Genomic DNA, 21123 nt, shown 5'->3' with positions numbered 1-21123 from the left:
CCGGGCGGGCCGGGCGGGCTGCTCGCGGGTCGGGGGTGAGGGGGCGGGAGCCCGGTGCGCCCCCAATCGCTACGCGCTTCTGACGGACGGCGGCCGCGGGCCTCCTGGGCTGCTGGGCGTGGACGCCCGCGGTCGCTGGAGTCGAGGGCATCGGCCAGTGCCGGTCGGGGAAACGACGGTTCGCAGCCGGAAGGCCCGGCCCCCGACGAGGGGGCCGGGCCTTCCGGTCCTGGTTCCGCGGCGTGGTTACGCCTCGAAGACCTCGTTGATCAGCTGCTGCTGCTCCGCCTGGTGGCGCTTGGCGGAGCCGACCGCCGGGGAGGAGCCGTGCGGGCGCGAGATGCGCCGCAGGCGCTCGCCCGCCGGGACGTCCGCGCCGACCGCCAGGTCGAGGTGGTCGATCAGGTTCAGCGCGATGAACGGCCACGCACCCTGGTTCGCCGGCTCCTCCTGCGCCCAGATGTACTTGGCCGCGTTCGGGAACTTGGCGATCTCGGCCTGGAGCTCCGCACCCGGAAGCGGGTACAGGCGCTCGATGCGGATGATCGCGGTGTCCGTGATGCCGCGCTTCTCGCGCTCCGCCTCCAGGTCGTAGTAGACCTTGCCGGCGCAGAAGACGACCTTGCGGACCGCGTTCGCGTCCACCGTGGTGTCGCCGATGACCGGACGGAACGAACCGGTCGTGAACTCCTCCGCCTTCGACGCCGCAGCCTTCAGACGCAGCATCGACTTCGGGGTGAAGACGACCAGCGGCTTGTGGTGCGGGTTGTGGACCTGCCAGCGCAGGAGGTGGAAGTAGTTCGACGGGAGCGTGGGCATGGCCACCGTCATGTTGTTCTGCGCGCACAGCTGGAGGAAGCGCTCCGGGCGGGCGGACGAGTGGTCCGGGCCCTGGCCCTCGTAGCCGTGGGGGAGGAGCAGCGTGACGCCGGAGGTCTGGCCCCACTTCTGCTCGGCGGAGGAGATGAACTCGTCGACGACGGTCTGCGCGCCATTGACGAAGTCACCGAACTGGGCCTCCCACAGGACCAGCGCGTCCGGCCGGGCCAGCGAGTAGCCGTACTCGAAGCCCATTGCCGCGTACTCGGAGAGCAGCGAGTCGTAGACGTTGTAGCGGGCCTGGTCGTCGGACAGGTAGAGCAGCGGGGTGTAGTCCTCGCCGGTCTCCCGGTCGATGAGGACCGCGTGGCGCTGGCCGAACGTGCCGCGGCGGGAGTCCTGGCCGGACAGCCGGACCGGGGTGCCCTCCATCAGCAGCGAACCGAAGGCGAGGGTCTCGCCCATGCCCCAGTCGATGGTGCCCTCGTCGATCATCGCCGCGCGGCGCTGCAGCTGCGGCAGCAGGCGCGGGTGGACGGTGACGCCCTCGGGGATGTTGACCTGGGACTCGGCGATCCGCTTGACGACGTCCTGGGAGATCGCGGTGTTCACCGCGACCGGGAAGTCGGCCTGGTCGGGAGCCGGCGCCGCGGAGACGGCGGGCTGCGTGGCGGCCTCGCGGACCTCCGCGAAGACCTTCTCCAGCTGGCCCTGGAAGTCCTGGAGCGCCTGCTCGGCCTCTTCCAGGGTGATGTCGCCGCGACCGATGAGGGACTCGGTGTACAGCTTGCGCACCGAGCGCTTCTTGTCGATCAGGTCGTACATCAGCGGCTGGGTGAAGGCCGGGTTGTCGGACTCGTTGTGGCCGCGGCGGCGGTAGCAGATGAGGTCGATGACCACGTCCTTGTTGAACGCCTGGCGGAACTCGAAGGCGAGCCGCGCGACGCGGACGACGGCCTCCGGGTCGTCGCCGTTCACGTGGAAGATCGGCGCCTCGATCATGCGGGCCACGTCGGTCGCGTACATCGAGGAACGCGAGGACTCCGGGGCGGCGGTGAAGCCGACCTGGTTGTTGATGACCACGTGCACGGTGCCGCCGGTGCGGTAGCCGCGCAGCTGCGACATGTTCAGCGTCTCGGCGACGACGCCCTGGCCGGCGAAGGCCGCGTCGCCGTGGAGCGCGAGCGGCAGGACGGTGAAGTCCGTGCCGCCCTTGTTGATGACGTCCTGCTTGGCGCGGGCGACACCCTCCAGGACCGGGTCGACCGCCTCCAGGTGCGAGGGGTTCGCGACGAGCGAGACCTTGATCTGCTCACCGTCGAGGCCGGTGAAGGTGCCCTCGGCACCCAGGTGGTACTTGACGTCGCCGGAGCCGTGCATGGACTTCGGGTCGAGGTTGCCCTCGAACTCGCGGAAGATCTGCGCGTACGACTTGCCGACGATGTTCGCCAGGACGTTCAGGCGGCCGCGGTGGGCCATGCCGATGACGACCTCTTCGAGGCGGGCCTCGGCGGCCGAGTCGATGACGGCGTCGAGCAGCGGGATGACGGACTCGCCGCCCTCCAGGGAGAAGCGCTTCTGGCCGACGTACTTCGTCTGCAGGAAGGTCTCGAAGGCCTCGGCGGCGTTCAGGCGGCGCAGGATGCGCAGCTGCTCCTCGCGCTCCGGCTTGGTGTGCGGGCGCTCGATGCGGTCCTGGATCCAGCGGCGCTGCTTCGGGTCCTGGATGTGCATGAACTCGACGCCGGTGGTGCGGCAGTACGAGTCGCGCAGCACGCCGAGGATGTCGCGCAGCTTCATCATGGACTTGCCGGAGAAGCCGCCGACGGCGAACTCGCGCTCCAGGTCCCACAGGGTGAGGCCGTGCTCGGTGATGTCGAGGTCGGGGTGCTTGCGCTGCTTGTACTCCAGCGGGTCCGTGTCGGCCATGACGTGGCCGCGGACCCGGTAGGAGTGGATCAGCTCGAAGACGCGGGCGGCCTTGGTGACGTCGTCGTCGTGGCTGGCGTCGATGTCGCGGTTCCAGCGGACCGGCTCGTACGGGATGCGCAGCGACTCGAAGACGGAGTCGTAGAAGCCGTCCTCGCCCAGGAGCAGGTTCGCGACGATGCGCAGGAACTCGCCGGAGGCCGCGCCCTGGATGACCCGGTGGTCGTAGGTCGAGGTCAGGGTCATGACCTTGGAGATGCCCAGCTTGTTCAGGGTGTCCTGCGAGGTGCCCTGGAACTCGGCGGGGTAGTCCATGGAGCCGACGCCCATGATGACCGACTGTCCGGGCATCAGGCGGGGCACGGAGTGGACGGTGCCCAGGCCGCCGGGGTTGGTCAGCGAGACGGTGACGCCGGTGAAGTCGTCCATCGTCAGCTTGCCGACGCGGGCGCGGCGGACGATGTCCTCGTACGCCTGCCAGAACTCGAAGAAGTTGAGGGTCTCGGCCTTCTTGATGCCGGCGACGACGAGCTGGCGGTCACCGTTGGCCTTCACCAGGTCGATGGCCAGGCCGAAGTTCACATGGTCGGGCTTGACCAGGGTCGGCTTGCCGTCCTTCTCCGCGAAGGAGTAGTTCATCGACGGCATGGCCTTGATGGCCTGGACCATCGCGTAGCCGATGAGGTGCGTGAAGGAGATCTTCCCGCCCCGGGCCCGCTTCAGGTGGTTGTTGATGACGATCCGGTTGTCGAACAGGAGCTTCACCGGGACGGCGCGGACGGACGTGGCCGTCGGGACGTCGAGGGAGGCGTTCATGTTCTTCGCCACGGCAGCCGCCGGGCCGCGGAGCGTCACCAGCTCGGGGCCCGCGGGGGCCCCAGTGGCGGGCGCGGCCTTCTGCGGGGCTACGGAGGCGGGGGCGGGCGCGGCCGGTGCGGCGGCCGGGGCCTGGGAGGTGACAGTCACAGCAGGGGCACCAGAGGGGATGGCAGGAGCAGGGGCAGGAGCTGACACAGGCGGAGGAGTCGGCGTCGCGGCGGGCGCGGGCGCGGGCGCGGCGTCCGCCGCCCCCGTGGCGGCGTCGGCGGCCTGCGGCGTCCCGGCGACGGCGGTGGCGGCCTGTGCGGAGGCGCCGTCCGTCGGCGTGGACTTCTCGGGACCGGCCGACGTCACCGGAGCGGCAGCGCCCCCCGGCTTGTAGTCGGCGAAGAAGTCCCACCAGGCCCGGTCGACCGACTGAGGGTCCTGGAGGTACTGCTGATAGATCTCGTCGACGAGCCACTCATTCGCGCCGAAGCCTGAGGCAGGGTTCTTCCCGCCCTCTGCTGCTTCGGTCGTGGTGCTCGAGTTACTGGGGGACTGTGGCGACACGGCGGCAACCGCCCTCTTCCGCTTCACAAGGTATGGACAGCGGGAATAAAGGCTACGCCTCCTCGGCCGCTGCATGCAGGCCGGGCGGGACTTACGTCGCGCAGGTCACATCGAACGGCGGGTTTCATGACGTGGAATGGCGGGAAACCAGCCTGGTTCGGGTAGAGGGCACCGAGGTTGCGGCCCCCTTGGCTTCGCACCCCTGACGGACCTCGGGTACGTGTGGCCGAGATCATGTCCTTCCCACTCGAACCCTACGTCAACACGGCACCTGCGAGCTGCCCGGAAGCGTGACGAGGATGCGGCAGCCGCGTGACGATTCGGCCACTCCGATCCGGCCGCCGTGCAGCTCCACCGCCCAGCGGGCGATCGCCAGGCCCAGCCCGGTGCCTCCGTCACCGCCCCGGGCGCTGCCCCGGTTGAACCGCTCGAAGACCCGGTGGCGCTCGGCCTCGGGAATGCCGGGACCCTCGTCGCGGACCTCCAGCACCAGGCCGCCGGGTGCTTCACCGGCCCGGGCCCGGACGGTGACCCGGCCGTGCGGGGGGCTGTGCTTGACCGCGTTGTCGATCAGGTTCGCCACCACCTGGTGCAGGCGTTCGGCATCGGCGTACGCGCACAGCTCCGGCGGGAAGACGTCCAGGTGCAGGTGGACGTCGTTGCGGGTGTGCCCGCCGGAACCGGAGAGCAGCCCCGGCCGGCCCGCGGCAGCAAGCCCCGACTCCTTCAGCACGCCGGACAGGTACGGCCACACCTCGAAGCGGCGGGCCTTCAGCGGCACCACCCCGTTGTCCACCCGGGACAGGTCCAGCAGGGTCTCCACGAGCCGTCCGAGCCGCTCGGTCTGCTTCAGCATGGTGCGCATGGTCTCGGGGTCGGCGGCGGAGACACCGTCGACGACGTTCTCCAGCACCGCCCGCAGCGCCGCGATCGGGGTGCGCAGCTCGTGCGAGACGTTGGCGACGAGCTCCTTGCGGTGGCGGTCCACGGCCTCCAGGTCGTCCGCCATCAGGTTGATCGTCGAAGCCAGGTCGCCCAGCTCGTCACGGCGCCCGGCGCCGCGCACCCGGCGCGTGAAGTCGCCGTGGGAGATGGCCCGGGCCACCGTGGTCATGTCGTCCAGCGGCGCCGTCAGGCTGTGCGCCACGAACTGGGTGATCAGCATCGAGGCGATCACCGAGAAGACGGTGATGAACCGCAGCTCGGTGTCCGTGCGCAGGGCGACCAGCAGCAGGCCGGTCGTGATGAAGACCGAGACGACCACGAGCGTGCCGAGCTTGGTCTTGATCGAGAACGGCGAGAAGGGCCGCAGCCCCCCGGTGGGCCGCTCGCGCCGCCCTTCCGGCCCGGCGTTCACGGCTGGGCCGGGGTCTCCAGGGCGTACCCGACGCCGTGGACCGTGCGGATCCGCTCGGCGCCGATCTTGCGCCGCAGGGCCTTGATGTGGCTGTCGACCGTACGGGTCCCGGACGCGTCGGCCCAGTCCCAGACCTCCGCCAGCAGCTGCTCGCGGGAGAGCACCGCCCGCGGGGTCCCGGCCAGGCACACCAGCAGGTCGAACTCGGTCGGGGTCAGGTGGACGTCCTCCGTCTGCACCCGGACCCGGCGCTGCGCGTGGTCGATCTCCAGGTCGCCCAGGCGCAGCGTGGCGCCGCGCGGGGTGTGCGCGGCGATCGTGGCCCGCTCGACCCGCCGCAGCAGGACGTGGACCCGTGCGGCCAGCTCGCGCATGGAGAACGGCTTGGTCATGTAGTCGTCGGCGCCGACGCCCAGCCCGACGAGCATGTCCGTCTCGTCGTCCCGGGCAGTGAGCATCAGCACCGGGACCGGGCGCTGCGCCTGGACCCGGCGGCACACCTCCAGCCCGTCGAAGCCGGGCAGCATGACGTCGAGGACCAGCAGCTCGGGCAGCCAGCTCTCCGCCGCGGCGACGGCCGCGGGACCGTCGGTGGCCGTCTGCACCTGGAAGCCCTCGGCGCGCAGCCGGGCCGCGATGGCCTCGGCGATGGTGCGGTCGTCCTCGACGACGAGCACACGCCGCTGGGCGCCGGGTGTGGCTGCGGCGCCGGTGTGGGTGGTGTGTGTCTGTTCCATGTCCGCCCCTGAAGATCCCGCTGACTGGGGTGCAGCGTAGAGGAGGCTCCGGCCTGCGGCTACGTGGGGTTCGGACACGGCATATGCGGTGGACTGGACCGAATGGAAGGGGATGTACCGGGTGCCGCACCCCTCGCGGGACGGGCGCTCGGCGGGCGGGACGGTCAGCTGCCGCACCGGCTGCGGCCCTGCCGGATCCGTCTTGGAGGGGACCTACAAGGCGGACCGCGGACGGGCGGCAGAACGGGTCGCGCGTGTCGTTCGGCACATCGGCCGGTACGTCGGCCGAGGGACGGGCCGGCGCCGCCGTGCAGCGCCGCCGCGTCCCCGCGGAGGGCCGGTCCGCCGGCTCCCCGACCGCGCGGCGTGCGTCCCGGACCGGCTCCGGTGCCGGCTCAGCGCGCCGTGAACGGCGGCAGCGCAGCCACCACCCGCTCCAGGGCGGGCGGCAGGGACCCCTGCTCGCGGGTGATCTCGTACCCGCCGTGCACGAAGGCGTAGAAGAAGCCGTCGTAGATCTTGGGACCGCCCGTCGCGGTCCGGGGCAGCCGCGCGAAGTCCGCCTCCCGGAGCGCCGTGCGCAAGGCGGTCAGTTCCTGCTCCGACTGCCTGCCGGTGTCCTCGCCCTTCGCCTTCGCGTCGAGCCGGGTCCACGAGCCGTCGCCCTTCACGACGAGGGTGTGGGTGTCGCCGGCGAAGCCGCCGCTGCGGGTGACCCGGACCAGGGTCTCGCCCGGGGCCGGAGCCCGGGTCGGGGAACCGCTCGGGTCCGGCCCGGCGCTCGTGGCGGCGGCCGGGGCTGTGGTCGGGCCGGCGGCCGGGCCCGTCGTCGTCCCGGCGGCCGGCTCGGCGGAACTCCTCGGCGGAGCGCCGTCGCCGCCCCCGGAACCGGACGCTCCGCACCCCGCGAGGACCACCGCGCTCACCAGTACCCCGGCCACCGCCCGGAAAGCGCGCACACCCACCTCCGCAGACACTCGGGTTCACCCCCGAGTATGGAGTCCGCACCCCCGATCCGACAGCGTTCCGACAGCTCCAGGAGGCTGCCATCCGCCGCATCGCGCCATGGCGCCTGCTCCCTCCGCTGCTCGCCGCGGTCCTCGGCCTGCTGGGCCTGGAACGGGGCGGCAGCATGTGGCGGGACGAGTCCGTCACCTGGCAGGTGGCGCACCGGCCGCTCGGCGGGATCCTGGACCTCCTCGCCGAGGTCGACGCCGTGCACGGCCTCCACTACGTGCTGATGCACGGCGTGTTCCAGGCCTGGGACGGCGGTCTGTGGGCGCTGCGGCTGCCCTCCGTCGCCGCCACCGCCCTCGCCGCCGCGGGGGTGGCCGCCGTCGGGCACCGGCTCGTGGGGGAGCGGGCCGCCCTCGCCGCCGGCTGCGTCTACGCCCTACTGCCGCCCGTCCAGATGTACGCCCAGGAGGGCCGCTCCTACGCGCTGGTCGCAGCCGCCGTCGTGTGGGCGACGTACCTGATGCTGCGCGAGCGGTGGGCGGCCTACACCACCGTCCTGCTGATCGGCTGCTGGCTGCACGAGTTCGCCGCGCTCGCGCTCCTCGCCCACGCCTGCACCGGCCGCCGTTCCCGCGCCTGGCGGCGGAGCGCCGCGACCGTCGTCCTCCTGCTGCTGCCGCTCGCCGTGGTGAGCGCGCGCCAGGCGCACCAGCAGCTCGGCTGGCTGGGCCGTCCGAGCTGGCAGGACTGGGCCGCGTACGCGGTGGTGGGCGCCGCCTCCCTGCTGCTGGCGCGGGGCGCCCCGAAGGACCTCGTACGGGTGGCGCTGCCCCTGGCGCTGCTGCCGCCCGGGCTGCTGATGGCGGTCTCGCTGGTCAATCCCTGGTACGTCGACCGGTACGTGCTCTACGCGCTGGCCGGGCCCGCGCTGCTGGCCGGCGCCCGGCTCGCGGCCGCCCGCCGGTGGACGGCGTGGCTGACGGCGGCCGCCCTCCTCGTGCCGATCGGCGTCTGGTCGGCGTGGCTGCGCACCCCCGAGAGCCGCAAGGACGACGCCCTCGCCGTGGCCGCGGCGGTCCGGGAGCGGGCCCGGCCGGGGGACGCGGTGGTCTTCATGCCGTCCCGCAGGCGCGAGTGGCTGCTCTCCTCGCCGCAGGTCTACGACGGCCTGCGCGATGTCGCCCTGCACGCCTCCCCGGCGGCCTCGCACAGCCTCCAGGGCACCGAGTTGCCCCCGGAACGGATCCGCGCGGCCCTGCTCGCGTCGCCCCGGGTGATCGCCCTCATGGATCCGGCGGACCAACCGCTGGACCCGTACCCGCGGGAGGCGGCCAAGCGGCAGGTGCTCGCCGGCCGCTTCGACCTCTGCTCGGTGACGGGCACCCGCGGCGCCCGCGTCGCGGTGTACGCCCGCCCCGGCGGCTGCGCGTCCCCCTGAGGCCGGGTCGGCACAGTCCCGCCCGGGCTCCTGCGCCACTCGCCCCGAAGGTGCCTCGTCGTGCCGGCGATGCGCCGGGGGCCCGGGTGCGTCCCGTACGCGGGTCCCTGCGACCCGCGCGGCTTCGGACTGCGCGGCGACCCGGGCCCGCTCGCGCCGGGTCGGCGCAGAACCGGCCCGTGCGGGGGTGGTTGCACCGTCGTCGGGGCCGCACCGCAGGATGGGGGCGACCCGCGTCGTCGCACGGCTCGCGGGCCGCGCCGCCGCCCCAGCGGCAGGTCCGGCCGGCCGAGCCCCCAGGAGGTGCTGCCCCATGCCCACATCCGACCACCACGCCGCCCGCGAGCCCGGCCCCGCGGCAGGGGTTCCCGGACCGCTCGTCGGGGCCGACTGGCTGGCCGAACGCCTCGGCAGCACCCCGGGCCCGGTCGTCTTCGACGCCTCCGTCGGACCCCACCGCGCCGCCGGCCACCGCATCCCCGGCGCCCGGCCCTTCGACCTCGACGGAGTCCTCTCCGACCACACGTCGCCCGTACCGCACACCATGCCGGGGGTCGCCCGGTTCACCGAAGCGATGCGGTCCCTCGGCGTCGACGACACCGACACCGTCGTCGTCTACGACGGCGCCGGCATCTACTCCAGCGCCCGCGCCTGGTGGATGCTGCGCGCCATGGGCTTCGACCGGGCCGCCGTCCTCGACGGCGGACTGCCCGCCTGGACGGCGGCCGGCCTGCCCGTCGAGGCCGTCGGTCCGCACTACGCGGGCCCGCGCGGCTCCTTCACCGCCCGGCCCCGGCCGGGGCTGCTGGTCGACGCCGCGGCCGTGGCCGCGGCCCTGGCCGACCCTGCCGCGGCCGTCCTCGACGCCCGCACCCGGGAGCGCTTCGAGGGCACCGCCCCCGAACCCCGCCCGGGCCTGCGCGGCGGCCACATGCCGGGCGCCGCCAGCCTGCCGTTCGGCGAACTCCAGCGCCCCGACGGCCGGATGCGCCCGGCCGGTGAACTCCGGGCCGCGATCGAAGCGGTGGCGGGCGGGCGTGAACGCCTCCGCTTCAGCTGCGGATCCGGGGTGACCGCCTGCGTCCTGGCGCTCGGCGCCGACCTCGCCGGCTACCGGGACCTGGCGGTGTACGACGGCTCCTGGAGCGAGTGGGGCCTGCCGTCACCGCAGCGCCCGGTCGTCACGGGCCCGGGTGCGGGCTCCGCCCCCGGCTCGCCCGAGGACGACCGACCGCACCTCCAGGCGCTCTGACGCCCCGGCGGGGGAGGCCGAGGCCGCTGCCCGAGGCGTTCGCCCCCGGCGAACGGGCGTTGGGGAACATCCGACGGCGCACATGCATTGAGTCGGCATAGCTCAACTTCACTGCCGGAGGGAAGATCATGGCTTCGACGTCCGTAACGCTCACCCTGCCCGTACTGCCGCTCGACGACGAGGTCGTGCTGCCCGGGATGGTCGTTCCGCTGGACCTGTCCGACGCCGAAGTGCGCGCAGCCGTCGAGGCCGCCCAGGCCGCGGCGGGCAGCGGCAAGCCCCGGGTGCTGCTCGTGCCGCGGATCGACGGGAAGTACGCGGCGACCGGTGTGCTCGGGACGGTCGAGCAGGTCGGCCGGCTCTCCGGCGGCGACCCGGGCGCGCTCATCCGCGGCCTCGGGCGCGTCCGCATCGGCGCCGGCACCACCGGGCCCGGCGCGGCCCTGTGGGTCGAGGGCGAGACCGTGGACGAGACCGTCCCCGATCCGCTGCCCGGCGCCGTCACCGAACTCGTCAAGGAGTACAAGGCGCTCGCCACCAGCTGGCTCAAGAAGCGCGGGGCCTGGCAGGTCGTGGACCGCGTCCAGCAGATCGAAGGGGTCTCCGCCCTCGCCGACAACTCCGGCTACTCGCCGTTCCTGACCGTCGAACAGAAGGTCGAACTGCTGGAGACCGCCGACCCGGTCGCCCGCCTCAGGCTCGCGGTGAAGGCCCTCAGCGACCACCTCGCCGAGCAGGACGTGGCCGAGTCCATCGCCAAGGACGTCCAGGACGGCGTCGACAAGCAGCAGCGGGAATTCCTGCTGCGGCGCCAGCTGGAGGCCGTGCGCAAGGAACTGCGCGAGCTCAACGGCGAGAAGGAGGGCGAGGAGTCCGACGACTACCGCGCCCGCGTCGAGGCCGCCGACCTCCCCGAGAAGGTCCGCGAGGCCGCCCTCAAGGAAGTCGACAAGCTGGAGCGGTCCAGCGACCAGAGCCCCGAGGGCTCCTGGATCCGCACCTGGCTCGACACCGTCCTCGAACTCCCCTGGAACGAACGCACCGAGGACCAGTACGACATCCAGGGCGCCCGCGCCGTACTCGACGCGGAACACGCGGGCCTGAGCGACGTCAAGGACCGCATCACCGAGTACCTGGCCGTCCGCAAGCGCCGCAGCGAGCGCGGCATGGGCGTCATCGGGGGCCGCCGCGGCGGGGCCGTCCTCGCCCTCGTCGGGCCGCCCGGAGTCGGGAAGACCTCGCTCGGCGAGTCCGTGGCCCACGCCATGGGCCGCAAGTTCGTCCGGGTCGCCCTCGGCGGCGTCCGCGACGAGGCCGAAGTGCGCGGCCACCGCCGCACCTACGTCGGCGCCCTCCCGGGCCGCATCGTCCGCGCCATCAAGGAGGCCGGGTCGATGAACCCGGTGGTGCTCCTCGACGAGATCGACAAGGTCGGCTCCGACTTCCGGGGCGACCCCGCGGCCGCCCTCCTGGAAGTCCTCGACCCCGCCCAGAACCACACCTTCCGGGACCACTACCTGGAGGTCGAACTCGACCTGAGCGACGTCGTCTTCCTCGCCACCGCCAACGTCCTGGAAGCCATCCCCGAAGCGCTCGCCGACCGCATGGAGCTCGTCCGCCTCGACGGCTACACCGAGGACGAGAAGGTCGTCATCGCCCGCGACCACCTGCTGCCCCGCCAGCTGGAGCGCGCCGGGCTCGCCGCCGACGAGGTGGTCCTGGAGGAGGACGCCCTGCGCAAGCTGGCCGGCGAGTACACCCGCGAGGCGGGCGTGCGCACCCTGGAGCGGGCCATCGCCCGCCTGCTGCGCAAGGTCGCCGCCCAGCACGAACTGGGCGAGCGCGAACTCCCGTACCGCATCGGGGCCGACGGGCTGAGGGCCCTCATCGGACGCCCCCACCACGTCCCGGAGTCCGCCCAGGACCCGGCCGAGCGGCGCACCGCCGTCCCCGGCGTCGCCACCGGCCTCGCGGTGACCGGCGCGGGCGGCGACGTGCTCTTCGTGGAGGCCTCGCTGGCCGACCCGGAGACCGGCGCGGCCGGACTGACCCTCACCGGCCAGCTCGGCGACGTCATGAAGGAGTCGGCGCAGATCGCGCTGAGCTTCCTGCGTTCCCACGGCGCCGAACTGGAACTGCCCGTCGCCGACCTGAAGGACCGGGGCGTGCACATCCACTTCCCGGCCGGCGCGGTGCCCAAGGACGGCCCCAGCGCGGGCATCACCATGACCACCGCCCTCGCCTCGCTGCTCTCCGGGCGGCAGGTGCGCACCGACGTGGCCATGACGGGCGAGGTCTCGCTGACCGGGCGGGTCCTGCCCATCGGCGGGGTCAAGCAGAAGCTGCTCGCCGCCCACCGGGCGGGCCTGACCACCGTCATCATCCCCAAGCGCAACGAGCCCGACCTGGACGACGTCCCGGCCGAGGTGCTGGAAGGGCTCCGGGTACACCCGGTGACCGACGTACGCCAGGTGCTGGAGCTCGCCCTGGAAGGGGCGCAGGTGCCGGTCGCGACCGCGGCCTGACGACGCGCCGGCAACGGCCCGCAGGCCTCCGGACGGCCCGGTTCCGCGCTTCGGCGGGGTCCCGGGCCGTTCGCACACCCGCTGCGAAATACTGGCCCCCACCCACGGGGGTGCCACACAGCGAAGAAGGAGCGGGACGTGCACGGGAGTGAAGACCAGGAGTTCCTTGCCCTGGAGCGGGAGCTGTCCGTCTTCCTCCGGCGGGCCCGCGCCTCCTCCGGGGAGATGGCCCGCGAGCTCCACCCCGAGCTGGAGCCCGCCGCCTACGGGCTCCTCGTACGCCTGGAGGCGGCCGGCCGGCAGCGGGCCACCGACCTCGCCGCCTACTTCGGCGTCGGCAAGGCCACCATGAGCCGGCAGCTGCGGGCCCTGGAGGTCTTGGGCCTGGTGGCCCGCGAGCAGGACCCCGCCGACGGGCGGGCCTTCCTCGTCGGCCTCACCGAGGAGGGCCGCGAACGGTTCCTGCGGGTACGGGGCGCCCGGCGCGAGCAGTACATGCGCAAGCTCGCCGGCTGGGACCGCGGTGAAGTGGCGGAACTGGCGCGCCTGCTGCACCAGTTGAACGCCGGCGGCGAGTAGTCGGCCCGCGGCCCGGCAGCCCCGCCGACCCGGGGCGCCGACCCGGCGGCCCGCCTACTCAGAACTCGGCGTACACCGCCGAGGCGTCATCGTGCTGCTTGTAGCGGGCCGGCGGGCGGGCCGGGTCGGACTCGATGGCGCGGACCCGGGCGATCAGGCCCTCCGCGCCCTCCTTCCGCAGGACCGCCAGGCACTCGCCCCAATCGCCCTCGCCGAACGTGTCCGTCCACCGACTGGCCCCGTCCGTGAGCGCGGCCAGCGCCCGCACCCCGCCGCGCGGGGTCCGCCCGGTGACCGCCCGGGCCGCCACCTCGGGGTCGGCGGCCGCCGTGAAGAAGCCGCCTTCGGCATTGCGCAGGGCGTCCGTCGCCGCCACCGAGCGCAGCACCTCCCGCGGCACCCGGTCCAGCCGGTCGTCGAGCACCGCCGCCACCTCACCCCCGGGCGACTGGAGGAGGAGTACGGAGTCCGACAGCACGAGGTGCTCCACGTACACCTCGTCCCAGCGGACCATGACGACCGTGGCCTGCGGGGTGCGCACGTGAGAAAGGTCACACGTGCCGCGGTGGGCGTCCGCCGTGGCGCGGACGGCCTCGGCGAGGATCCCGCCCAGCGGCATGTCCCGTCGCGATCCGGACAGTTCGGTCAATCGGCCGCCGAGCCGGTCGGTGAACCACGGCACGCCGTGCACGCACCCGTCGCCGCCCGCGGGCGGCGTGACCCCGTCCAGGACCACCAGCGCCCCGGCTCCGGAAGCGCGCGCCGAGGCCGACACCCAGTCCTCATTGGGGCGTTCCTGTCTGCCGGGAACCGAGGCGAGGTCGATGCGCATACGGGCATTCTGCCGGGCGCAGACCCGCCCATCCGGCAAGGTACGGACCAGGGCGGAGTGCGGCGCGGCCCCCGCCCGCACATCCGCCGGGACCGGCACCGGCAAGGCCCCGGCGCAGCGCGGGCGATGAGGGCGGGGCATACTGCCAAGGCCGCATCGATCTTTCAACCGCCTGTCCACGGGCGGCGCTCCGGGACCGGGCACCCGAGTTGGAAGCCAACTCATCCGTGATGTTCACTCCTTCGAGTGGCCGGGTGGGCGATGTGCGGCTCTCTCCCCAACACGCTGCAAAGGTCTGAGGCGGTACGAGGGGGCAGGGGGCGTTTACTTGTTGACCGGCCGTTACCTCGGCCACACGAGTAGACGAGCACAAGCACACGTACAGGATTGCGAGCACCGGTGCAGAAGAAGCGGTCTCGGAAGAACGGCACCGCCGCCGAAGGCCCGGCCCCCTCAGGACGCCGCGTCCGCGTGCGCAGCCGGCTGGTCGTCGGCGTCGCCGTCGCGGGACTCACCGTCCTCGTGGCCGGCACTCCCGCCGTCGTCACCGCCGCGCGGGAACTGAACGACTCCCAGCGGCTGGTCACCCTCGCGGACCGGACCGGCCAGATCCTCACGCTCACCCACGTCCTCGCCGACGAGCGCGACGCCGTGGTCGAGTACGCCGCCAAGGGCCGCCCCACCGCCGCCAAAGCCGGCCTCCAGGACCGCATCCAGCGCACCGACCGGCAGATCGCCGAGGCCGCGGGCGTGGTCGACGAACCCCTCGCCCTGGCCCTCGCCCGCGTCGCGTCCGTCCGCGGCGAAGCCGTCGACGGCAAGGGCACCGCCCTCGCCGCCCACCAGGCCTACACCGGCGTCATCACCGAACTCCTCGCACCGGGCGCCCGGCTCGCCGAGCTGACCCCGCCGCGCGCCGAGTCCGCCCTCACCACCACCCGCCCGCTGGCCCCCCTCGGCCAGGCCGTGGAACAGGCCTCGGCCACCCGCGGCCTGCTCCTCGCGGCGCTGGCCGTCCCGCGCGGCGACCAGCCCGCCGGCGCCGCCTCCGTCGACGAACTCACCACCGCCGCCCAGCGCTCGCGCGTACGGGAGCAGGCCGCCCTCGACGACTTCACGCGGGTCGCCCGGCCCGACGTACGCCAGACCCTCACCGCCACCGTCACCGGCCCCGAGGTCAAGGCGGCCGACGACTACCTCAAGCGGCTCACCGACCGCCCCACCCTCACCGGAGCCGACCGCAAGACCGACGGCGCCGCCGTCGGCGCCGCGCTCACCGCCCGGATCGACCGCATGCGCACCGTCGAGGCCACCCTCGCCGGCCAGCGCGCCTCCGCCCTCGCCACCCTCCGCGACGACGACGTGACCCGGCTGGAGATCCTCGTCGCCGCCCTGGGCCTGCTGTTCCTCGTCGCCGTCGGCTTCTCCACCGCCGTCGCCCGCTCGCTCACCCGCCCGCTGTCGGTCCTCCGGCGCGGCGCGGAACGGCTCGCCACGCCCGAGGGCTCGGTGGAACCGGTCCGCTTCACCGGCCGCAACGACGAGTTCGCGGAAGTCGTACGGCACCTGAACGCCGTACGCGACCAGACGGTCTCCCTGCACACCCGGATCGCCGGCCTCGACGCCGACCGGCGCCGCATCATCGGCCGCAACGAAGCGCTCGTCTCCGGCCGGGAGGTGCTGGAGGAGGAGCTGACCACGCTGCGCGCGGGGCTGGAGGAGCACCGCCGCATCATGTCCACCACCTCCGTCTCGCTGTCGCTGCGCACCCTCGGCCTGGTGGAGCGCCAGCTCGCCGTCATCGAGGAACTGGAGTCCAAGGAACAGGACCCGGACCGGCTCGCGACCCTCTTCAAACTGGACCACCTGGCGACCGTGATGCGCCGCCACAACGAGAACCTGCTGGTCCTCGCCGGGCAGGAGCACGGCCACGGACAGGGCCTGCCGGTGGCCCTGGTCGACGTCATGCGGGCCGCCGTCAGCGAGATCGAGCGCTACGAGCGCGTCGACCTCGCGGCCCTGCCCTCGTACACGCAGGTCGCCGGGCACGCCGCCGACGACATCTCGCACGTCCTGGCCGAACTGCTGGAGAACGCCACGACCTTCTCGCCGCCGGACGTCAAGGTGAAGGTGTCCGGCTGGACCCTGGACTCCGGTGACGTGGTGCTCTCCGTCGTCGACCAGGGCATCGGCGTCACCGAGGACCGCCTCGAAGCGCTCAACGCCCGGCTGTCCACGCCCGAGGCGTACGACGAGGAGCCGGAGGAGGAGCACGGCCTCGGCCTCGGCCTGTACGTGGCCGGGCGGCTCGCCGCCCGGCACGGGGTCACCGCGGAGCTGCGCGGCGCCCGGCACGGGGGGACCGAGGCCCTGGTGGTCATCCCGGCGGCGCTGCTGCCCGCCACCGCGCCGGCCTCGCCCGTCCACACCCTGGCCGCACCGGGCGCGCCGTCGCTGCACCTGCCGGGCGTGATAGCGGAGGCGAACGAGAACACCCTCCCGATCCGCCCGCGCGGCGCCCACGCCGCACCCGACCCGGTGGACCCGGAGCCCGCCGGCTCCACCACCGCCCCGGCCGAGCCGGTCACCCCGGATTCCACAGGCTCCACCGCCGGGACCGAGCCGGTCGCCGGGGCCGAGCCGGTCGCCGGGGCCGAGCCGGTCACCCCGGCCGACCCCGCCACCCTGGCCGAGCCGGTCACCGAGGCCGAGCCGGTCGCCGAGGCCGAGCCCGCCACCCCGGCCGACCCGGTCGCCCCGGTCACCCTGGCCGACGCCCTGTCGGCCCCGTCGGACCCGGAGCCCGCCCCGGCCGACGCCCCGGAGCCGGACAGGACCCCCGCGGACGCCCCACAGGCCGACGAGCCCGTGCAGGACATCCCGCCGACCCACCAGACGTTCACCGCCGAGCCGGCGACCGGGGTCCCGGCGGACCAGGTCTTCACCGCCGAGCCCCCCGCAGCGGATCCGGCCGAGCCCCCCGCAGGGGACCCGGCAGGGGAGCCCGCCCACGCCCACGCACCCGCCGAGGCCGACTGGCTCCCCCGCCAGGGCAGCCACCCCGCCGATCCGGCCGACGGCGGCGGCACCCTCACCGACAAGGGACTGCCGAAGCGCACCCCCCGCACCGTCGCCGCCCCGCGCCGGGAGGACGTACCGCCCCCGCCGCCGCGCCGGGTCGACGCCGAAGAGCTGCGGCGCCGGCTCGGGGGCTTCTACCAGGGAGCCCAGGACGGCCGCCGCGTGGTCGCCGCCGAACTGGCGGGGGACGCGGAGCCGGACCGGGGGCAGGGACAGAGCAACACCGACCAGGGGGACAGCGCACAGGAGGCACGCACATGACCGCGCCCAGTACGTACGGACTGAGCACCCAGGCCCGCAACCTGCAGTGGCTGCTGACCGACCTGGTCGAGGAGGTGCCCGGCGTCAACTCCGTCGCCGTCGTCTCCTCCGACGGGCTGCTGCTCCTGTCCTCCGACCCCGGAGCGGGCGGCGCGGGCGACCCCGGGGCGACACCGCGGCCCAAGGGCCCGCGGGGCGCGTCCGCCGACCTCGCCACCATCGTCTCCGGCCTCGGCAGCCTCACCACCGGGGCGGCCGACCTCATGGAGTTCGGCTCCGTCAAGCAGACCATGGTGGCGATGGAGCACGGCTCGGTCTTCGTCATGGCCATCAGCGACGGTTCACTGCTGGGCGTGCACGCCACGCCCGACTGCGACATGAGCGTCGTCGCCTACCACATGGCCCTGTTCGTCGGCCGTGCCGGACACGTCCTGACCCCCGAAGTCCGCAGCGAGCTGCGCCAGTCGATGGAGAACACCCCGTGAGGAGACCGGCCTCCGACCGACTCCCGATACGCGGAGCCGACCGCCGCCCCGCCCGTGTCCGCCCGTACTCCCTGACGGGCGGCCGCACACGGTTCACCCAGGTCCTGCACGTCGAGACCTTCGTCGCCGCTCTGGACACCAAGGCGTCCGAGCCGCAGAGGCCCGACCGCATGCCCGAGATGCCGGCCATCGTCGAGGTGTGCCGCCGCATGCGCACGATCGCCGAGATCGCCGCACTGCTGAAACTGCCGCTCGGTGTGGTCCGCGTCCTCGTCAGCGACCTCGCCGACCAGGGCAGGATCCGCGTCTACGGAACGGGGCACGGCGCCGGCCGGCCCGAACGCGCGCTGTTGGAAAGGGTGCTCGGTGGCCTTCGCCGTCTCTGACAAGCCCGTCGTCGACGACGAACCGGCACAGCCCTGGCAGTACGACCGCTCCCGCGCACCCGTCGCCGTCAAGGTGCTGGTCGCGGGCGGCTTCGGCGTCGGCAAGACCACCTTCGTCTCCTCCGTCTCGGAGATCACCCCGCTGCGCACCGAAGCGGTGATGACCAGGGCCAGCGTCCCGACCGACGACTTGTCCGGCACCCCGGACAAGGCCACCACCACCGTCGCCATGGACTTCGGCCGCGTCACCCTCGACGACGACCTCGTCCTCTACGTGTACGGGACCCCCGGCCAGGAACGGTTCTGGTTCATGTGGGACGACCTGGTGCGCGGGGCCATCGGCGGCCTCGTCATGGCCGACACCCGCCGCCTGCGCGACTGCTTCCCCGCCCTCGACTACTTCGAGAGCTCCGGGCTGCCGTACGCCGTCGCCGTCAACCACTTCGAGGGCTCGCACGCGTACGAGCCCGAGGACGTGCGCGAGGCCCTCAGCGTCCCGCCGCACGTACCCGTGGTGATCATGGACGCGCGGGAGCGGCGCACGGTGATCGAATCCCTGCTGGCGCTGGTGGGCCACGCCCTCGACAGCACTCCCGAAGAGAGGACCTGAGAGATGCGCAGGATACTTGTCGTCGGAGCCGGCCAGTCCGGTCTCCAGCTCGCCCTGGGACTCCAGAGCAAGGGCTACGAGGTCACCCTCATGTCCAACCGGACCGCGGCCGAGATCCGCACCGGGCGGGTCATGTCCACGCAGTGCATGTTCGACACCGCCCTCCAGCACGAGCGCGACCTCGGGATCAACTTCTGGGAGCAGCAGGCGCCGAAGATCGAAGGCGTCGGTGTCTCGGTCGCCGCCCCCGACGGCAGCCGCCCCATCGACTGGCTCGGCCGCCTCAAGGGCTACGCGCAGTCCGTCGACCAGCGCGTGAAGATGGCCGGCTGGCTCGACACCTTCGCGCAGCGCGGCGGGCAGCTCGTCATCCACGGGGCGTCCGTCGCCGACCTGGACTACTTCTCCCGCACCTACGACCTGGTGCTGGTCGCCGCCGGCAAGGGCGAGCTGGTGTCGATGTTCGGGCGGGACGCGGCGCGTTCCCCGTACGACACCCCGCAGCGCGCGCTGGCCGTCTCGTACGTCCACGGGCTCGGCCCGCGCCCCGAGCACCCGGAGACCGAAGCGGTCCGCTGCAACCTGGTCCCGGGCGTCGGCGAGCTGTTCGTGATGCCGACCCTGACCACCTCGGGTCGCGCGGACATCCTCTTCTGGGAGGGCCTGCCCGGCGGTCCGCTGGACGTCTTCAACGGCGTCAAGGACCCGGCAGAGCACCTCGCGCTCACGCTGGGCCTGATGGAGCAGTACACGCCGTGGGAGTACGCCCGGGCGACGAAGGTGGAGCTCACGGACGCGGGCGGCACGCTCGCGGGCCGCTACGCGCCCGTCGTCCGCAACCCGATCGGCCGCCTCCCCGGCGGCGGGCTCGTCCTCGGCGTGGCCGACGTGGTGGTCGCCAACGACCCGATCACGGGCCAGGGCTCCAACTCCGCCTCCAAGTGCGCCGCCTCGTACCTCTCCTCGATCCTCCTGCACGGCGACAAGCCGTTCGACGAGGCGTGGATGAAGGCGACCTTCGACAAGTACTGGTTCACCACGGGCAAGCCGGTGACCCAGTGGACGAACGCCATGCTGGGCGTGCCGCCGGAGCACGTGCTCAACCTGATCGGCGCGGCCGGGCAGCTCCAGCCCGTGGCGGATCGGTTCGCCAACGGCTTCGACAACCCGGCCGACTTCGACGCGTACTTCTACGACCCCGAGGACACCGCGGACTACCTGGCGGAGGTCGCCGCGGCCGCGGGCTCCGCCGCCCCGGACGCCCCGCCCGCGGGTGCCTCGGCCGCAGGCGCCTCCTCGGCCGAGTAACCGGTGTCGTCCCCCGTCGCCGCGCCCGAACCCTCCGGCAGCGGCGGCGGGGTGAACTCCGCGAGCGGCTTCCCGTCCGGGTCCGGCCGCACCGCCCCGAGCAGCGGGTTCGCGGCGACCGGCGAGACCTTCACCACGGACCCGGGCCGCGGCGCCTGGATCACCTTGCCGTCACCCACGTACAGGCCCACGTGCGTGGCCTTCGGGAAGTACACCACCAGGTCCCCCGGCCGCAGCTGGTCCAGCGGCACCCTCGGCAGCCGCGCCCACTGCTCCTGACTGGTCCGCGGGATGGCCCGCCCCGCATGCGCCCACGCCTGCGAGGTCAGCCCCGAGCAGTCGAAGGAGCCCGGCCCCTCCGCCCCCCAGACGTACGGCTTCCCGACCTGGGCCGCCGCGTACCGGAGCGCCGCGCCACCGGCGGCCGTCGGCGTCCCCGTACGTGCCGGCAGGGCCCCGGAGGCCACCAGGTCCCGCTGCGCCGCGGCCGTCCTCTCCTCCTCGCGCGCCCCGAGCCGGGCCAGCTGCTCGGGGGTCAGCGAAGCCAGCAGCCGCTCGACCTGCCGGAGCTGCGCAGCCACCTCCTCCTTGTGCACCTTCTGCCGCGCGGCCAGCGTCTGCCGGGTGTCCAGGGCCTTGCGGGCCCGTACGGCGAGGGCGTCCGCCTGCTTCTCGCCCTTCGCGAGCCGGCCCAACGCCGCCGCGCGGCGGGCGCCCTCCCGGGCGACGAGCCGCCGCTGCTCCAGGGCTGCCTGCGGGTTCCCGGCCAACAGCATCCGGGCGTAGGGGGACAGGCCCTGGCCGCCCTGGTACTGCTCGCGGGCGAGCCGCCCGGCGAGGGCCCGCTCGGCCTCCAGGGCCGTGCGGGCCCTGCCGAGCGCGGCAGCGCGCACCCGCTCCTCCCGCCGGCCCGCCTCCAGGGCGTCCTCCGTGGACTTGTACGCCTCGGAGGCCTCCTCGGCCTTCTGGTACAAGCCCTGCAGGCGGGTGAGCAGCGCGCCGACGTTCTCCCCGTCGGGCAGACCCGGCTCGGCGCCGGCGTCCTGGACCGGACCGGCAACGAGGAGCGCCACGGCGACGCAGACAGCACGAAGCCCCCGATATGACATGGGATCACCTCCGAGACCGCCGATGCTGCCACGCCCGGTATGACAAATCCCCCAACGGAGTCGGCCGGTCGCCCGGTGCCACCCGGT

Annotated in this window: 15 protein-coding genes; 9 read left to right on the top strand and 6 right to left on the bottom strand. The window is 73.6% G+C overall.

Annotated features, from left to right (window positions below; genetic code table 11):
• Positions 1-246: 246 nt before the first annotated feature.
• The 4 genes from IF89_RS0131275 to IF89_RS0131260 all read right to left on the bottom strand — a co-directional run bounded on the left by IF89_RS0131275 (position 247) and on the right by IF89_RS0131260 (position 7172).
• Positions 247-4119 carry a multifunctional oxoglutarate decarboxylase/oxoglutarate dehydrogenase thiamine pyrophosphate-binding subunit/dihydrolipoyllysine-residue succinyltransferase subunit gene (locus tag IF89_RS0131275; RefSeq protein ID WP_030775181.1) on the bottom strand — a complete coding sequence of 1291 codons (3873 nt, stop codon included), beginning with the start codon at positions 4117-4119 and terminating at the stop codon, positions 247-249.
• A 259-nt stretch (positions 4120-4378) separates the two neighbouring features.
• Complete coding sequence (locus tag IF89_RS0131270; RefSeq protein ID WP_030775179.1) at positions 4379-5431, bottom strand: HAMP domain-containing sensor histidine kinase; 1053 nt, start codon at positions 5429-5431, stop codon at positions 4379-4381.
• A gap of 41 nt (positions 5432-5472) precedes the next feature.
• On the bottom strand, positions 5473-6213 hold the full coding sequence (locus IF89_RS0131265) for a response regulator transcription factor (RefSeq protein WP_030028984.1): 741 nt from the start codon (positions 6211-6213) through the stop codon (positions 5473-5475).
• 395 nt (positions 6214-6608) lie between these two features.
• The gene (locus IF89_RS0131260; RefSeq protein ID WP_030775177.1) at positions 6609-7172 is read right to left on the bottom strand and encodes a hypothetical protein; all 564 of its coding nucleotides are present in this window, start codon (positions 7170-7172) and stop codon (positions 6609-6611) included.
• 173 nt (positions 7173-7345) lie between these two features.
• On the opposite strand from IF89_RS0131260, the gene IF89_RS0131255 reads away from it, so the two are divergent.
• From IF89_RS0131255 to IF89_RS0131240, 4 genes are all read left to right on the top strand, one after another.
• Complete coding sequence (locus IF89_RS0131255) at positions 7346-8608, top strand: glycosyltransferase family 39 protein (protein ID WP_043194638.1); 1263 nt, start codon at positions 7346-7348, stop codon at positions 8606-8608.
• Positions 8609-8921: 313 nt separating this feature from the next.
• A complete protein-coding gene (locus IF89_RS0131250; protein WP_051807877.1) occupies positions 8922-9860 on the top strand; it encodes a sulfurtransferase in 939 nt (312 codons plus the stop codon).
• A gap of 128 nt (positions 9861-9988) precedes the next feature.
• Positions 9989-12385, top strand: coding sequence for an endopeptidase La (lon, locus tag IF89_RS0131245; RefSeq protein ID WP_030775171.1), 2397 nt, complete (start codon positions 9989-9991; stop codon positions 12383-12385).
• 138 nt (positions 12386-12523) lie between these two features.
• Positions 12524-12964: a MarR family winged helix-turn-helix transcriptional regulator gene (locus IF89_RS0131240; protein WP_030775170.1), complete on the top strand. Its 441-nt coding sequence runs from the start codon at positions 12524-12526 to the stop codon at positions 12962-12964.
• 58 nt (positions 12965-13022) lie between these two features.
• Here the strand turns inward: IF89_RS0131240 and IF89_RS0131235 are convergent, their stop codons facing one another.
• The gene (locus tag IF89_RS0131235; protein ID WP_030775168.1) at positions 13023-13796 is read right to left on the bottom strand and encodes a protein phosphatase 2C domain-containing protein; all 774 of its coding nucleotides are present in this window, start codon (positions 13794-13796) and stop codon (positions 13023-13025) included.
• 399 nt (positions 13797-14195) lie between these two features.
• Here IF89_RS0131235 and IF89_RS49145 point away from each other — a divergent pair, with 399 nt between their 5' ends.
• The 5 genes from IF89_RS49145 to IF89_RS0131210 are packed head-to-tail and all read left to right on the top strand — an operon-like array spanning position 14196 to position 19927.
• Positions 14196-17138 carry a nitrate- and nitrite sensing domain-containing protein gene (locus tag IF89_RS49145; RefSeq protein WP_030775166.1) on the top strand — a complete coding sequence of 981 codons (2943 nt, stop codon included), beginning with the start codon at positions 14196-14198 and terminating at the stop codon, positions 17136-17138.
• Positions 17135-17623, top strand: coding sequence for a roadblock/LC7 domain-containing protein (locus IF89_RS0131225; RefSeq protein WP_030775164.1), 489 nt, complete (start codon positions 17135-17137; stop codon positions 17621-17623). The genes IF89_RS49145 and IF89_RS0131225 overlap by 4 nt, the downstream gene beginning before the upstream one ends.
• The gene (locus IF89_RS0131220; protein WP_030775163.1) at positions 17620-18009 is read left to right on the top strand and encodes a DUF742 domain-containing protein; all 390 of its coding nucleotides are present in this window, start codon (positions 17620-17622) and stop codon (positions 18007-18009) included. Before IF89_RS0131225 ends, IF89_RS0131220 begins: the two co-directional genes overlap by 4 nt.
• Complete coding sequence (locus tag IF89_RS0131215) at positions 17990-18619, top strand: GTP-binding protein (protein ID WP_030775160.1); 630 nt, start codon at positions 17990-17992, stop codon at positions 18617-18619. Before IF89_RS0131220 ends, IF89_RS0131215 begins: the two co-directional genes overlap by 20 nt.
• Before the next feature lie 3 nt (positions 18620-18622).
• A complete protein-coding gene (locus IF89_RS0131210; protein WP_030775159.1) occupies positions 18623-19927 on the top strand; it encodes a styrene monooxygenase/indole monooxygenase family protein in 1305 nt (434 codons plus the stop codon).
• Here IF89_RS0131210 and IF89_RS0131205 read toward each other — a convergent pair.
• Entirely contained in the window at positions 19834-21036 is a 1203-nt protein-coding gene (locus IF89_RS0131205) for a C40 family peptidase (RefSeq protein WP_043194637.1), read from the bottom strand. The two genes, IF89_RS0131210 and IF89_RS0131205, sit on opposite strands and share 94 nt — an antisense overlap.
• Positions 21037-21123: the final 87 nt, after the last annotated feature.

It is taken from the genome of Streptomyces sp. NRRL F-2664 (assembly GCF_000719345.1).
GTDB lineage: Bacteria > Actinomycetota > Actinomycetes > Streptomycetales > Streptomycetaceae > Streptomyces.
The sequence above is the reverse complement of the archived record's forward strand: the minus strand, read 5'-3'. Positions and strand labels throughout refer to the sequence as shown.

Bases quoted from the DNA above. Each gene is read 5' to 3' on its own strand.
- IF89_RS0131265 (WP_030028984.1), bottom strand. From the start codon at position 6,213: ATGGAACAGACACACACCACCCACACCGGCGCCGCAGCCACACCCGGC.
- IF89_RS0131255 (WP_043194638.1), top strand. From the start codon at position 7,346: ATGTGGCGGGACGAGTCCGTCACCTGGCAGGTGGCGCACCGGCCGCTC.
- IF89_RS0131250 (WP_051807877.1), top strand. From the start codon at position 8,922: ATGCCCACATCCGACCACCACGCCGCCCGCGAGCCCGGCCCCGCGGCA.
- lon (WP_030775171.1), top strand. From the start codon at position 9,989: ATGGCTTCGACGTCCGTAACGCTCACCCTGCCCGTACTGCCGCTCGAC.
- IF89_RS0131235 (WP_030775168.1), bottom strand. From the start codon at position 13,796: ATGCGCATCGACCTCGCCTCGGTTCCCGGCAGACAGGAACGCCCCAAT.
- IF89_RS0131225 (WP_030775164.1), top strand. From the start codon at position 17,135: ATGACCGCGCCCAGTACGTACGGACTGAGCACCCAGGCCCGCAACCTG.
- IF89_RS0131210 (WP_030775159.1), top strand. From the start codon at position 18,623: ATGCGCAGGATACTTGTCGTCGGAGCCGGCCAGTCCGGTCTCCAGCTC.
- IF89_RS0131205 (WP_043194637.1), bottom strand. From the start codon at position 21,036: ATGTCATATCGGGGGCTTCGTGCTGTCTGCGTCGCCGTGGCGCTCCTC.